The organism is Lachnoanaerobaculum sp., assembly GCF_057250505.1.
On the sequence record NZ_DBHIEQ010000028.1, the window covers coordinates 1 to 14332 of the forward strand.

Annotated in this window: 14 protein-coding genes; 1 reads left to right on the forward strand and 13 read right to left on the reverse strand. The window is 35.8% G+C overall.

The genetic code is table 11. The annotated features are described in order from the left end of the window. Window positions 1-91: 91 nt before the first annotated feature. Window positions 92-601, reverse strand: coding sequence for a hypothetical protein (locus ACO6FI_RS10760; protein WP_485457333.1), 510 nt, complete (start codon window positions 599-601; stop codon window positions 92-94). A 230-nt stretch (window positions 602-831) separates the two neighbouring features. Here ACO6FI_RS10760 and ACO6FI_RS10765 point away from each other — a divergent pair, with 230 nt between their 5' ends. After that, a complete protein-coding gene (locus tag ACO6FI_RS10765; RefSeq protein WP_485457334.1) occupies window positions 832-1305 on the forward strand; it encodes a CYTH domain-containing protein in 474 nt (157 codons plus the stop codon). 31 nt (window positions 1306-1336) lie between these two features. Here ACO6FI_RS10765 and ACO6FI_RS10770 read toward each other — a convergent pair whose 3' ends face one another. The 12 genes from ACO6FI_RS10770 to ACO6FI_RS10825 form a co-directional block, all read right to left on the reverse strand. Beyond that, window positions 1337-1852, reverse strand: a complete 516-nt coding sequence (locus ACO6FI_RS10770) for a hypothetical protein (protein WP_485457335.1) — start codon at window positions 1850-1852, stop codon at window positions 1337-1339. Between the two features lie 5 nt (window positions 1853-1857). Further along, window positions 1858-3018, reverse strand: a complete 1161-nt coding sequence (locus ACO6FI_RS10775; RefSeq protein WP_485457336.1) for an ATP-binding protein — start codon at window positions 3016-3018, stop codon at window positions 1858-1860. A gap of 142 nt (window positions 3019-3160) precedes the next feature. Next, window positions 3161-4363, reverse strand: a complete 1203-nt coding sequence (locus ACO6FI_RS10780) for an iron-containing alcohol dehydrogenase (protein WP_485457337.1) — start codon at window positions 4361-4363, stop codon at window positions 3161-3163. 8 nt (window positions 4364-4371) lie between these two features. Then, on the reverse strand, window positions 4372-5358 hold the full coding sequence (locus ACO6FI_RS10785; protein WP_485457338.1) for a TRAP transporter substrate-binding protein: 987 nt from the start codon (window positions 5356-5358) through the stop codon (window positions 4372-4374). Beyond that, a complete protein-coding gene (locus ACO6FI_RS10790) occupies window positions 5355-5822 on the reverse strand; it encodes a YcxB family protein (RefSeq protein ID WP_485457339.1) in 468 nt (155 codons plus the stop codon). Before ACO6FI_RS10790 ends, ACO6FI_RS10785 begins: the two co-directional genes overlap by 4 nt. 240 nt (window positions 5823-6062) lie before the next feature. Beyond that, a complete protein-coding gene (locus ACO6FI_RS10795) occupies window positions 6063-7244 on the reverse strand; it encodes an FAD-binding protein (RefSeq protein WP_485457340.1) in 1182 nt (393 codons plus the stop codon). A gap of 10 nt (window positions 7245-7254) precedes the next feature. Further along, window positions 7255-8043 carry an electron transfer flavoprotein subunit beta gene (gene etfB / locus ACO6FI_RS10800; protein ID WP_009663490.1) on the reverse strand — a complete coding sequence of 263 codons (789 nt, stop codon included), beginning with the start codon at window positions 8041-8043 and terminating at the stop codon, window positions 7255-7257. 12 nt (window positions 8044-8055) lie between these two features. Further along, window positions 8056-9204 carry an acyl-CoA dehydrogenase family protein gene (locus tag ACO6FI_RS10805; protein WP_485457341.1) on the reverse strand — a complete coding sequence of 383 codons (1149 nt, stop codon included), beginning with the start codon at window positions 9202-9204 and terminating at the stop codon, window positions 8056-8058. Continuing rightward, on the reverse strand, window positions 9168-10715 hold the full coding sequence (locus ACO6FI_RS10810; protein WP_485457342.1) for a class I adenylate-forming enzyme family protein: 1548 nt from the start codon (window positions 10713-10715) through the stop codon (window positions 9168-9170). The genes ACO6FI_RS10805 and ACO6FI_RS10810 overlap by 37 nt, the downstream gene beginning before the upstream one ends. Window positions 10716-10798: 83 nt before the next feature. Beyond that, window positions 10799-12031, reverse strand: coding sequence for a CaiB/BaiF CoA transferase family protein (locus tag ACO6FI_RS10815; protein WP_282670235.1), 1233 nt, complete (start codon window positions 12029-12031; stop codon window positions 10799-10801). A gap of 19 nt (window positions 12032-12050) precedes the next feature. Beyond that, entirely contained in the window at window positions 12051-13205 is a 1155-nt protein-coding gene (locus tag ACO6FI_RS10820; protein WP_314164928.1) for a YkvI family membrane protein, read from the reverse strand. 10 nt (window positions 13206-13215) lie between these two features. Beyond that, window positions 13216-14322 carry a 2-hydroxyacyl-CoA dehydratase subunit D gene (locus tag ACO6FI_RS10825; RefSeq protein WP_455034874.1) on the reverse strand — a complete coding sequence of 369 codons (1107 nt, stop codon included), beginning with the start codon at window positions 14320-14322 and terminating at the stop codon, window positions 13216-13218. Between the last annotated feature and the right edge of the window lie 10 nt (window positions 14323-14332).

Genomic DNA, 14332 nt, shown 5'->3' on the forward strand with positions numbered 1-14332 from the left:
TTTTGTGGGGCTTATAAAATAATTATTTTAGGACATAATCATTTATGCTTGACACTGTGATTAAAAAGTTTCAAGATTATTTATGTAAAAATTATTTATCGCATGTGACTGCCAAACAACCTGCCACGTAATCACTCTCTTTGTAAAGACTTAAAGGCATTACAAGGATGTCTTCCACCTTGCTTCCATATTCCTTTATATAGCGCTCTCTATCTTCAGGTGAATAATCATATATACCTGCGGAGTAGGTGTGTCCGCTCTGCAAATCCGCTTCAAACTGCAAATTCTCCGTCTTTATATTTATATTTTTTCCTGTAGCACCTACCGCAGTAGTCTCAAAAATACCTTCAAAGCTATGTTTACCTGCATCAAGAGCTACAACCTTTTCCAGACTCTCACCTGTAGTTGTATCAAACTGCGAAATATCATTTCCGTCAATCTTTAAATTCTTTCCATATAAATGCACAATGGCTCTGTTTCTATTCTCATTATTAAATTCATTAGCCTTAGCCTGTCTCTTTTTATTAAAGCTCATCATAACAACAAAGAGTACCGCCCAAATTACCACTACAACCGCAACAATCAAAACCGTATTATTCATAATCTCTCCAAAATATTTTTTACACTTTATATATTAAAGGCACGAATATTATAACAAATATAAGTTAAATGTACAATATTTCCATACCTGTTATATACAAATATTTCCTTTAATTGTTCCGAAAAATTATGTATACTGATTTTGAACCGGAAAATCAGGTGAAACAGTCTTATAATTTAGTTGTAGGACACTTTTTTAAACAGAATCAACTTATACTATGGAGGAATACTATGGAAAACATAGAAATAGAAAGAAAGTTTCTTGTAAAAGAAATACCGGATAATCTTGATACATATGAGAGGATAGATATGACTCAAGGCTACTTAAATACCGCCCCTGTAGTCAGAGTGCGAAAAGAAAACGATGACTACGTACTGACTTATAAGGGCAGCGGTCTTCTCTCACACAGTGAATACAATTTGCCTCTTAATAAAGCATCTTTTAATCATTTACTTAAAAAATGTGACGGTATCATTATCTCAAAGAGTAGATATAAAATTCCGATTGAAAATAGTCTTATAGCGGAGCTTGATATATTTAAAGGCGACCTTGACAGCCTCAAACTTGTAGAGGTGGAGTTTAACTCAGTAGAAGAAGCCGATAATTTTATCCCGCCCGAATGGTTCGGCGAAGATGTGACTACAGATAACAGGTACCACAACTCATATATATCTAAATACGGTTTACTTAAGTGGAGATACTGAAAAAGGACTTGAGCTTTTGCTCAAATCCTTTTTATTTTTCTATTTTATGTATACCGTTTGTAATTCCGGCAAATATACCGTCTGTATCCTTCCTCCACAATTTATCAAATGCAAACTCTGCTCTAACCAAATACTCATTTAAATTATTAACCTTATTAAAATCACTTTTAAACTCCTTATTTGACTTGCTTCCAAGCAATTGAAGTATATTCTTTATATTACAGCTTCTAACCAATTCATCCTCTAAATTGTAAACTTGCGGTATAAGTATAACGTCTTTTATCTTTTTATGTTTCTCTAAGAACTTAGTGTTTTTATCCAAAATGGCTCTATTTTTTGTATCAGCATCAAATACCAATACCACTACCGTATTATCTTTTAAGTTCATCATATGAGTACTTTTTATCTCTCGTTCAACTACATTAAATACATCTATTTTCCCGGGTCTTATAACATTAAATTTTTCATCCTTACACTTACTCAATATCTCTACAAGAACTCTTTCATTCTCGCCTTCCACATAATAGTGGTACTGACCGGATTTCATTGATCTCACCCCACATCTTCATCTAATATATCATCTTCATATGCCAAATCGTATATTAAATCGATTCTTGGTGCCACTGCAAAAATATCATTATCTACTGCATTCCTTACCGAATCTGTCGCTTTCTTTAATCTGTTTGATACCGACTCACATGAAATAATGAATTTGCCCCCCATATTTTCTTTTCTCATGAACAGAAAAGAATGCTTAGGTAAATCCATATCTGTAATGTCAAGATTATGTGTTGTAAAGAACATCTGCTCTCCACTACCAAGTTTAGATATCATTACTGATAGGATAGCCTTTTCAATATCACTATGTATATACGAAAACTTCTCATCACAATAATAAAATCCGTTTCTATGCTCCATAAGTGCAGTAAGAAAACCTGATATTTCAATTCCTGCTTTCGTTCCACTTGAAAGAATATTGTTAGGATCCAGTACTTTGCCTTCCTGTATTATAAGATTATTATTATTCATCACTATAGCATAAGTATGTTCAATACTGTCAACTTTTTTTATATCGACAATAGAATTATCTAATGTCATCAACACATTTTTCAAAACTTTTAAATACAGTTCATTCTCCAAGTCATCAACTTTTATATCTCGAATATAGTAATTTGAATCCATAGGATATGTAAAATTCCATCCAAGCCTGCTTGATTTTGAAACTTTTTCTAATGCCTCTAATCCTTCAAAAGCCTCCACTTCTTTGCCATTTTTCATTCTTTCTACACACTTTTCATAACTGTCACCTTTTTTGATATTTACACGCTTCAACGATATTTGGCATCGTTCAATAGAATATTCTCCCTCTTCGGGCGGTATAATAACTTCCAGCGAAGATAAAGTATTCTTGTCGGAAATATAGTCTATTGAGAAAACACTTTCTTTTTTATTATCAGATATTCTATCTGTTATATTTAATAATTCCTTTCTCTTCATAAAGTTGAATATATACATAAGTATTTTTCCAAAAGAGGTTTTTCCACTTGCATTAGTACCCAGAAGTATATTCACTTTCTTATATCTGAAATTATGAAATCCCGGCAAATATTCTCTTTCTATAGAGCTGTTCACTATTTTTTTAGGATATGAAAAATTTGCATGAAAATCATCAAATGCACAAATATTCTTTAACTTTACATACATAACAATCATAAGCTACCTCCTCCTATTATTACTTCTGGTTATAAGAAGTAATATGATAATTATAGCATATTATAATTGTAAGGTCAAAGATGCCGGAGTATAAATCAAACAAAAAAGCTTCAGGAACCTCATCCTAAAGCCTTCTTATATATTATCTTGCCGCCATATAGATATTGTACATATCATTATAGTCAAGTGATTTGAAGCATCCTATACTTCTTGATTTCTTATAGGAACAGTTTATTGCCAAGTCTTCACAATCCTTTTCGCTTACCTCTCTGTTAAGAAGCTCGTGTAAACTTACAGGCATTCCTACAGACTTGAAAAATTCTACAGTTCTTTCTATTCCTATATCAGTGGCCTTTTTATCATCAGTCTCAGCTACTCCATACACTTTTCTTGCAAAGCTTGCAAATCTTGATATATTCTCATCCTTCACATAGTTTGCCCAAGAAGCCCAAACAGCGCTGAGGGTTGCACCATGTGTGGAGTCAAAGAGTGCCGATATAGCCATTCCAAGCTGATGGCATGACCAGTCACCGTCTCTTGGTGTATCTCCCTTGGCTCCAAGACCTGTAAGCCCTATATGTGAGACACTGCCGCACCACATTATTTCACTCATTGCCTCATAGTCAGTAGGATTTTTCACTCCCACAGGGCCATACTTAATAATATCCCTAAAAAGCCCCTCAGCCATCTCATCGGTCAAATGATTGCCCAAAATATTTGTAAAATACCTCTCAGATGTGTGCATAAAGATATCGGCCACACCTGCACCTATCTGATACTTAGGTAAAGTATAAGTAAGTTCAGGGTCCATTATAGCAAACTTGCATCTGTTATAATCTGTGGTAATGCCTTTCTTTATATGAGTTCCTGTAACATCATCTGTAAGCACTGCTGAATCACTGGTTTCAGATCCTGCCGCCGCAATAGTCAAAACGGTACCGATAGGAGCGGACTTTTCCACCTTCTTTCTTTGAAAGAAAAACTCCTCTATATCTGTGTCGGGACTTGCCACACCGATTGCAACAAATTTTGCGGTATCTATGACACTTCCGCCGCCTACCGCCAGCACAAACTCGGCTCCGAACTTGACAGCTTCCTTTGTCATCTCCTTTGCCTTACTTAAAAGCGGATTCGGTACGACACCGCCAAGTAAGAGTACATCCATGCCCTCTAACTTTAACTTTTCTTCCACCAAATCAAGCAGACCGCTTTTCTTTGCACTGTTTCCGCCAAAGATGACGGCAACCTTCTTTACTCCGAACTCTTTTATTAAAGTACCGATATCATTTCTTGTTCCCGCTCCGAAAACAATCCTTGTAGGTGAATAATAATTAAACTTTTGCATATGCTACCTCACTTTTCATTTATTTTATTTATCAAATCCATATAGTCATTACAATACTTCTCATAAAGCGGCTTTAAGACTTCCCTAAAATGTTCTCTTTCACTCGCTGAAAGTGTATTTATCTTAACACCCTTTTTAAGCAGCTCATCTTCATAAAGCCTCTCCTTTTCATCCCAGATTTTCCTCTCATAACTGCTGCTCTCCACAGCCGCCGCCCTTATAATATCTTTATCCTCATTAGATAGTTTGTCAAATGTCACTTTTGAACAAATCTGCACCTCAGGCACTCTGGTATGCTCATCCTTAGTATAATACTCGGCATATTGAAAGTGAAGTGCTGAAATATAAGACGGAGTATTGTTCTCCGCACCGTCTATTACACCTCTTTGAAGCGCACCGTATACTTGCCCGTACTCCATAGCAACAGGCTCAGCCCCAAGCATCTTCACCATATCTTTCATAAGTTCAGACTGCTGTACTCTTATCTTAAGCCCCGACAAATCCGAAATATCCTCTATAGGTCTTTTACTGTTATAAAAGCTTCTGGCACCTGCTGTATAAAATGACAGCGGCTCAATACCTGAACCTTCAAAATCCTCAAAGATTTCTTTTCCAACCTCACCTGCTAAAACATTCCACATATGTTCATCATCTCTGTAAAGATACGGCATCTGTAAAACATTTAGTATAGGAATCTCATTTGACAGAGGTGATATGGACGCTCTTGCAAAATCTATTCCGCCGAATTTTATCTGCTTTATAACACTAAGCTCATCCCCAAGCTTTCCGTCATACACCACATTTATGATTATCCTGCCCTTGCTTTTTTCTTTGACCAGCCTTGCAAATTCAAAAGCCCCAAGCGTCGTAGGGTAATCCTTCGGATGATTCTCGGCATATGTAAAGACATACTCAGCCGACATGCTCTTTCTTACACATGAGGTATTAAATATGACAAAACAAAGCATAACAAGAAGTAAAACTCTAACTTTCATCGCCTTATTCTCTCTAATATATTGCCAAACACCTTCTTATAATTATTTCCTACAACCCTCTTTGTAAGAATATATCCGTTTGTATTGTCTGTAAAAATAATAAGCATCTGCGGAAATCTCTTACCGGCTTTTATCTTCTTCCAATCTATATACTCACGCTTGCCCTCTGCCTCTACGGCGATACCTCTGTCACCAAATTCCAGGCTAAGCTCCTTTAGTGCCTTTGAATTTCTCCTTGCCCTGTTATACATAATTACAGGCTGAAACAACACAAATAAAAGTACTGCTATGACAAGTACCACCCTAAGCAAGTCTGTAGCATCATCCCACCTTGCATATATCAGTGCAATCATCGCAACTGTAAAAATAATATTCACAATCCCCGCCAAAGAGGAATACAAAAAGAAAAAAGACAGCTTAAAAAGTTCAAAAGCTGTATTCTTGTAGTGAAATTTGTAATTCATAGGACCTCCGTAAGTTAAAATAAGTATCGGCTCATAACCGCTAAAACTATATTTATTCTATATCAAAACTTCAGTATTGGCAAATATGGAAAAAACTACCATTCTCTTATAGTAAAGCTACCATATTTACCATAACTAAATTAAGGTTACAAAGTAGCATTTTTTAATAATAACATTTAAGCATTAGAAAAGTCATAGAACCAGAGACGATTCTGTTTCTATGACTTTCTATATCCTTATTTATGCGTTTAATTCTTCTAATATATCAGGAATAATTTTATATAAATCTCCTGTCATTCCTATATCTGCAATATCAAAAATAGGAGCATTCTCATTAGTATTTATTGCTATAATCAGATCCGAGTTTTGCATACCGGCTACATGCTGTATAGCACCTGAAATTCCACATGCAAAATATATACTTGGCTTTACTGTAGTTCCTGTCTGACCAACCTGGTAAGCATGATCAATCCAACCTGCATCTACCGCAGCTCTTGAAGCAGCAACTGTACCACCGAAAGCTTTTGCCAGTCTTTCCAGTAACTTGAATCCTTCAGCATTGCCTAGGCCCATTCCACCCGAAACAATTACCTTCGCATCTGTAAGTGAAACTTTTTCCTGTACAGTTTTTATTACTTCCAATACCTTTGTTCTAATATCTTCGTCTTTTAATTTTGTCTGTACTCTTATAAGTTCTCCCTTTGCACCATCTACTCTTTCAGCCTTTTCCATTACTCCCGGTCTTACTGTAGACATTTGAGGTCTATGATTAGGGCAAACTATAGTTGCCATCAAATTACCGCCGAATGCCGGTCTTGTCTGCATAATTCCTTTAGTTTCTTCATTTATTTCAAGCTTTGTGCAGTCTGCTGTAAGACCTGTATTACAGTTTACAGCCAAGCATGGACCTAAGTCTCTACCGATGTGAGTCGCGCCGAGTAAAACTATTTCCGGCTTATATTGTTCTATAGCATCACCTATTGCTATTGAATATCCGTCTGTAGTATATTGGTTCAGTCTTTCATCCTCAATATAATATACTTTTTGAGCACCATGTGCAAAGAGCTCCTCAACAATATTTGTAAGATTCGATCCGCAAACAACAGCACATAACTGACAACCTCTTGCATCTGCCAGCTTTTTTCCTTCTCCCAAAAGTTCTAAATCTACATCCTGTAATTGTCCCTGTCTTTGTTCAGCAAATACCCAAATGTCATGATATAATGATAAATCATGCTCTTCTTTTTCAACTTCATCTTTTACTATAGCATCAAACGGGCATACTTCTATACATGTTCCACAGCTTGTACATGCGATTCCGATAACTGCCTTTTTATTTTCCATAGTAATAGCATCAAATGGACAAGATTTAACGCATTTAGTACATCCTCGACAATCTTTTTCGATAACTACAACTGACATATTCTCCCCCTTAAATCAAATGTTTTTCCTTAAGTTTAACAACGAGCTGCTTTGCCATATCTTTATTACTTCCTTGAAGCATTTCACCTTTTCCCTTAACAGGGGGTGTAAAAGATCTAAATACCTGTGTTGGAGAAGCATTCAGTCCACAATCCTTAGGATCAAGTTTTACATCTTCATGATTATATATTTTAATATCTTTTTTATAAGCATCAACAATCGCACCGACACTCATATATCTTGGCTCATTTAATTCTTTTACGCAAGTAAGGAAGCAAGGTAATTTCACTTCTATAACTTCATAACCGTCTTCCAATTGTCTTTGTACTTTTATTTTATCTCCTGTGTATTCAACAATTTTCTGTACATATGTAACTACAGGAATTCCAAGTCTCATAGCAACCTGTGGTCCAACTTGAGCAGTATCTCCGTCAATAGCCTGTCTACCTCCAAATATAATATCCACATCACCAAGCATCTTAATACCTGCTGCAATTGTTGTAGATGTAGCACATGTATCGGCACCACCAAATGCTCTGTCACTCAAAAGAACTGCTTCATCCGCACCCATAGCAAGGCATTCTCTCAGCATATATGTTGCTTGTGGGGGTCCCATGCTTATAACTGATATTGTAGTATCTTTATATTCATCTTTTAGTTGAAGTGCGGCTTCCAAAGCATTTGCATCATCCGGATTTAATATTGAAGGCACTCCTTCTCTTATCAATGTTCCCTTAACAGGATCAATTCTTACTTCATTTGTATCAGGAACCTGTTTAGCACATACACATATTTTCATTTGTATCCTCCATTATTTCCTTAGTAGTTTTGAGCTGATAACAATCTGTTGAACCTGACTTGTTCCTTCATATATAGTAAATACTCTACAATCACGATACATTCTTTCAACCTTATAATCTTTGATATATCCGTATCCACCATGTATCTGTACAGCCTTTGCAGCTATTTCATTACAAATTTCTGTTGCATAGAGTTTTGCCATACTGGCAGCCATACCTGAATCCTGCTTTGTATCCATCATATATGCAGCTCTATATGTCAATTGCTTTGCCGCTTCAAGTTTTGTTGCCATATCCGCTATTGTAAATCCTATAGCCTGGAATGCGCCTATGTTCTTTCCGAACTGCTTTCTTTCTTTTGCGTATTTACACGCCTCTTCCAAACATGCTTCAGCAACACCGATTGCCTGTGATGCAACACCAAGTCTACCTGTATCAAGTGTAGCCATAGCAAGATTAAATCCTTTTCCCTCTTCTCCAAGCATGTCTGATTTATGCACTCTGACATTTTCCATAACGATATCAGATGTTGCACATCCTATAAGTCCCATCTTGTCTTCGTGCTTTCCGCAACTGACACCTTCCTGTTTCATATCAATTACAAATGCACTTACACCTCTTGTTCCCTTTGTCATATCTGTTTTTGCAAAAACAACTGCATAATCGGATAAAGGAGCCATTGTTATGAAGCATTTTCTTCCGTTTAAGATATAATAATCTCCGTCTTTTACCGCTGTTGTAGTCATACCTGCAGCATCAGATCCTGCACCCGGCTCAGTTAAAGCAAACGCAAGTTTCTTTTCACCTTTAACAACCGGAGTTAGATACTTTTTCTTTTGCTCATCATTTCCTGCTATCAACAACGGCCCACCTGAGAGCGAATTAGGGCTTGATACATATATGCTGGCAACACTTGATGCCTTTGCTATTTCCGACATTACAAGGACATAGCTTCTTGCATCCGCTCCTTGTCCACCAAGTTCTTTTGGAATCTTTATTCCAAAGAATCCGGCCTTAGCCATCTTCTGCAATACTTCCTCCGGAAATACCCCTGTTTCTTCCACTTCATCGAGTAATTCCTTCGTAAGTTCTTTCTCAGCAAAATCTTTTGCAAGCTTTCTAATCAATTCATGTTGTTCTGTAAAATAGCATTCTGACATTGATTTTCTCCTTTGTCTAATATTCTATTAATCTTATTTTTTAATGCGGCAATATCTATCTTTCCATTTGAGGTAGAAGGGAAACTATCAAATCTAAAAATTTTTTTTGGTAATTTATATTCCGATAAATATTGTTTCAAATACTCAATAATATATTCATCTGAAATCTCCCTGTCTGTAACAATACAAAGAGCTACCTCTTCCTGCACTATTTTTTCAGGAATACCACATACCTTTGCATGTTTTATGCCGTCTATCTTGTATACAACTTCTTCTATTTCCATTGGTGATATTTTTTCACCAAGTTTTATAATAACATCCTTTTTTCTGGCCTTTATATATAGATTGCCGTCACTGTCTAAATATCCCAAATCTCCGGTCCTTAGCCATCCGTCATTCGTAAATATCTTTTCATTTTCAATAGGATTATTATAATATCCCTGCATAACATTAACACCTTTGACCAATACCTCGCCACAGAGTATATTCTCTCCCTCTTTAAGAACAAAATCACTGTCAATTTTTACGCTTACACCCTCTATCGCTTTTCCGGAATGTATTGGCATATTTTCTATGTCAGTATCCCAATCAGATACTGTTACACATGGTGAAGTCTCAGACTGACCATATGAAGTTAATAGTTTCATTTTAGGAAACATAGCAAGAATTTTTCTGTAATCATTTAACAGTATAGGTGATCCGGCAATAATACCGCTCTTCAAGCCTAAAAAGCTTCTGTCTCCGTATTTTTCATAGAATATTAGAAACATACTTGGAACACCGCTGAGAATATTACACTTTTTAGTTGTTATTGCTTCAAATACCTTTTTATTTCTAAAATCACCAATTATATATACACAGGCCTTACTTACTATTCCTGAAATTAATCCTGCTGTAAGCCCAAAGCAGTGAAACATAGGCACACATATACACATCTTATCTTCGCTGTTCCAATGCAATGCTTTAACAATAGAGCTTGAGTTGCTCAATATATTCTCATGACTTAGCATAACCGCCTTTGGCATGGCTGTAGAACCTGATGTAAAAATAATACATGCAGTATCTTTTGCATTAATATCTGCATTACAGGCCTTAATATCACTTGAAAATATTATATTACCGTTAACTTCACTAAAACAAATACACTTAACTTTGTCACTACATAATTTATTCATAGTAGTGATATTATTATCATATATAATACATTCAATATCACAGTGTTCTACAATTTTTTCAAGTTCACATGTTTTCCATTGAGTATTTAATAAAACAGGTATTCCTCCAAACTTTAAAATTCCCAGAAAAATCTCAGCCCATTCAACACTGTTCTTACCCGATAATCCTATATGACAGCCTTTTTCATATCCCATTTTCAGAAAAATTTGTGCAATGCTATCTGAACTTTTATCCAATTCCTTCCAGGATAGACTCTTATCCTCATCCTCGAGTGCTATATTATCAGCATATTTAATTGCATTATCTTTTAATACTTCAATAATATTTACAAACATTTCCCTACCTTTAAAATCAATGAGATACTTGTATACAAGTTAAATTGAGCTAAAAAAGGACTATAAAGTCCTTTTTTGCTTTTTTACTTTTTTTCCCAGATGTACAGAGCATTAGTATCTATGAGCTTATCTACTTCAGAGTCGCTATAGCCTATTTCTTTCAGTACTTCTCTTCCGTTCTCACCGATAAACGGACCTCTTTTATAATCAGGTGCTCCCATCTCTGTAAACTTTACAGGAAGTCGAACCAAACGTCTTGTATTTCCATTTTCATATGTCATATCATAGAAACAATTGTTCGCCTCAGCCTGCTTATCATTTCTTATTTCCATCCAGTTTTGTGCTAATGCAAACGGAATATCAGCCTCTGTAAATACACTTCTCCAATACTCCATATCTTTCTTATTGATAGCTTCCATTACAATATCATATACTTCTGTTCCAAGCTTATTAGCCTGTAAGCTTTGAACCGGGAAATACTTATCGCTTTCTACCAGATCCTCTCTGCCAATTGCTGCCATAAATTTCTTATAGTAAGTATTGTAGTCAGGCATACATGTTTGGATAAATCTCTCATCCTTTGTTCTCCATGCTGCATTAAACGGATTGGCACTTTCTCTTACATCTATAGGATAGCTTTGTGCTATTCCTTCATAATTCGATGCTTGAATCATCATTCCGAAATTAAATATTGCACTCTCAAACAATGATGTCTCTACTTTTTCACCAACACCCTTAACTTTTGCCTGATATAGTGCTGCAAGAATTCCTGCCACCAGGTTCATTCCAACATTGTGATCTCCAAGTCCCGGTACTACATTCATAGGAACGCTTCCCTTTTGTCTTAATGAATCAAGGTATCCGCCTCTTGCAAAGAACGCTGTGAAGTCAAATCCCGGAAGATCCTTGTCAGGTCCGAACTCTCCATATCCTGTACATATAGCATATACAAGCTTAGGATATCTCTTCTTAAGTGTTTCATAATCTAAGCCTGCTCTCTCAAGTGCCTGTACTCTCCAGTTTGTAATAAGTACATCTGCAGTATCAAGAAGCTTAAAGAATGCTTCCTTTGCCTCCGGGTTTCTCATATCCAAAGAAATACATCTTTTGTTTCCGTTTTCAAGATCCCATGTTGTATTCTCATACATATCAAGAGGTCTACCTTCACTTGGTGCTGTATATCTAAGCGGGTCTCCCTTTGCTGATTCAATTTTTATAACATCGGCGCCCAAATCAGCCATAAATCTTCCTGATGTTGAAGCGGCAATAAATGTTGCCAACTCAACTACTTTTACGCCCTCTAAAGGTTTGCTCATATCTCTTCTCCCTTTTAATTTATTCTTCGTCAAACTTTGTAACAGCCATATGAATAAGATAAGGTATCATAATTACAGGTATTGTAAGATAACCTAAATACTTATATCCAACTGCAACGATCTTGTTTAAACCTAACTGTGCAATAAAGAATGCAAGTAATGTACATACCAATGTAACAACAATAACATTTACACCCGGTTTGTTATTAGGATCAAAATCCTTATCAATAGATGAACAAATTCTGTTGCTCATTCCGGCAATCATATTGACCGCAGTTGATACAGAACCTAAAACAATAAGTATTGAAATCATAGGTCTTAAGATTTCAGGTGCAAATCCTTTATTTACAAGTATAATAAGCGGAATAGACTCCTTTGCAAAATCAGGTTCATTTATAATAGCTGTAAGTCCAAGAACAGCAAGTAAGCATATAAAACCGTTTACAAAAAATCCGTACACCATTGATGTCTTTGCCAAATGATGAGAATCAAAAGGTTTAGCGTGCTGTACAAGTAAGCCTATTGCACCCAACTGGAATGCGGCATATACAATACCCTTTATTAAAGCAGGTCCGACAGGTGCAGGATTTGAAATCTCTGCTGAAAGATTTGACACAATGTCTCCCCACTGCATAATAATATTAGGTATATAAACAAGGAATAATCCTGCAACTATTAAAACTGAAAGTGTTGATGCGACTTTTCTAACAACATTTGTACCGTAAACAGCAACAATAAAGATAAATAAGCCTGTAAATATTGTTCCGATCCAATGATTAATCCCAAATGATTTTTCCATTGTAGCCACACCAGTTGCAAAAGCTGCCGCAGGAGCAACACAAATTGTTACTAAATAAACCAACTCATATAATGTACTGAAAACTACAGCTAATACATCTCCGGCTTTTTTTCCGAACTTATCATTGAATCTATAAAAACTCTTATTGAAGCTTGCATAGTTATATAATTCGTGTTTCTTAGCATATTTAAGTGCATACCACTGATAGAACGCACCGATTGCTTGAGTAAGAATACAGGTTACAAATGCCCATATTCCGAAGTTCAAAAAGAATGCTCTCAACTGGTTTCCTGATGCAAAACCGCCACCAAACTGAGTTGTAAACCATACGAATGCTACGCCTATCACCACAGGCATTTTGTCCTTATTAATCATGATGTTCCTCCTAAATCAACATATCTGCAAATGTTTGTAACATGGTATTTGCTTGCTGATAATTTTTCATTTGTCTATCCACTTCAATATTTATATGTGGAATACCTGCCTCGTCTGCCGCTCTCTTTATCGGCACATAATCAAACTCTTCAGGATCGCAGAATTTAGTCATAAGAACAACTATACCATCTGCTTTTTTCTTCTTTGCTTCTTCAATTATAAAGCTTACTCTTTTTTTATCTCTGTCATACAGTAGTGAGCAATTATCCATTTCTGAGAATTTCTTTGCTAAAGCATATAAATCATTTCCACTTGTAATGTCTGTTCTATATTGTCTTGATTCATAAGCTATATCATCGCCTACTATCTGCAGATTATTACTGTCAAATATATTAAGCAAATCCGGTGCATCGGCCAATATACCCGTTGTATAAACTCTAAGCTTCTTAGAAATCTTTCCTTCTCTTTTAATAAGCTCGATAAGTTCTTTAACAAGTTCTGTATGCTCTTCTTTAAGCATAAACCAAGCACTCTTAAATACTGCACTTCTATCTGCTGCAGATACTTCATACTCTTCTGAAATCTTAGAGAATTCCCTCATTACTCTGTTATGTTCATTATAGATCTCATATGTTTTTTGGAGTTTACTCTCATCAAACTTTTCACCTGTAATATTTTCAAGGTCGTTTATCACTCTTTTATACATTTCAACAGTAAAATCAACCGCATAATCAGGCTTTCTGTTTTGTGGATAAGTCATCGGTATAAACGGAATATCTTTTACCGCATATTTCCAGTTCTGACCTAAAGTTTTAAGTGAATCACAAAGTGACGGAACTACTATTGCACTTACTCCGGAGTAATTTCCTTTTATTCCAAGTTCCAATATAGTCTGCATTATTGAGCAAATGAATGCAGGATAATATTTCTTTGACTCGTTTATTTCAATATCTGCTCCCCATACACCCATTGGTACAAATCCAAAAGCATGAATTATCTCCTCAGGTGTATATACAGGTGCAACAGCTATAACTTTCTTTCCTTCTGCAAGGTATTTATCGAGCTGTTCCTTTGGAGACACACTAACCTTTTTTAAAGTTTCTAAACAATGCCACATAGTCTCCCCC

Bases quoted from the DNA above. Each gene is read 5' to 3' on its own strand.
- ACO6FI_RS10760 (WP_485457333.1), bottom strand. From the start codon at position 601: ATGAATAATACGGTTTTGATTGTTGCGGTTGTAGTGGTAATTTGGGCG.
- ACO6FI_RS10765 (WP_485457334.1), top strand. From the start codon at position 832: ATGGAAAACATAGAAATAGAAAGAAAGTTTCTTGTAAAAGAAATACCG.
- ACO6FI_RS10770 (WP_485457335.1), bottom strand. From the start codon at position 1,852: ATGAAATCCGGTCAGTACCACTATTATGTGGAAGGCGAGAATGAAAGA.
- ACO6FI_RS10775 (WP_485457336.1), bottom strand. From the start codon at position 3,018: ATGATTGTTATGTATGTAAAGTTAAAGAATATTTGTGCATTTGATGAT.
- ACO6FI_RS10780 (WP_485457337.1), bottom strand. From the start codon at position 4,363: ATGCAAAAGTTTAATTATTATTCACCTACAAGGATTGTTTTCGGAGCG.
- ACO6FI_RS10785 (WP_485457338.1), bottom strand. From the start codon at position 5,358: ATGAAAGTTAGAGTTTTACTTCTTGTTATGCTTTGTTTTGTCATATTT.
- ACO6FI_RS10790 (WP_485457339.1), bottom strand. From the start codon at position 5,822: ATGAATTACAAATTTCACTACAAGAATACAGCTTTTGAACTTTTTAAG.
- ACO6FI_RS10795 (WP_485457340.1), bottom strand. From the start codon at position 7,244: ATGTCAGTTGTAGTTATCGAAAAAGATTGTCGAGGATGTACTAAATGC.
- etfB (WP_009663490.1), bottom strand. From the start codon at position 8,043: ATGAAAATATGTGTATGTGCTAAACAGGTTCCTGATACAAATGAAGTA.
- ACO6FI_RS10805 (WP_485457341.1), bottom strand. From the start codon at position 9,204: ATGTCAGAATGCTATTTTACAGAACAACATGAATTGATTAGAAAGCTT.
- ACO6FI_RS10810 (WP_485457342.1), bottom strand. From the start codon at position 10,715: ATGTTTGTAAATATTATTGAAGTATTAAAAGATAATGCAATTAAATAT.
- ACO6FI_RS10815 (WP_282670235.1), bottom strand. From the start codon at position 12,031: ATGAGCAAACCTTTAGAGGGCGTAAAAGTAGTTGAGTTGGCAACATTT.
- ACO6FI_RS10820 (WP_314164928.1), bottom strand. From the start codon at position 13,205: ATGATTAATAAGGACAAAATGCCTGTGGTGATAGGCGTAGCATTCGTA.
- ACO6FI_RS10825 (WP_455034874.1), bottom strand. From the start codon at position 14,322: ATGTGGCATTGTTTAGAAACTTTAAAAAAGGTTAGTGTGTCTCCAAAG.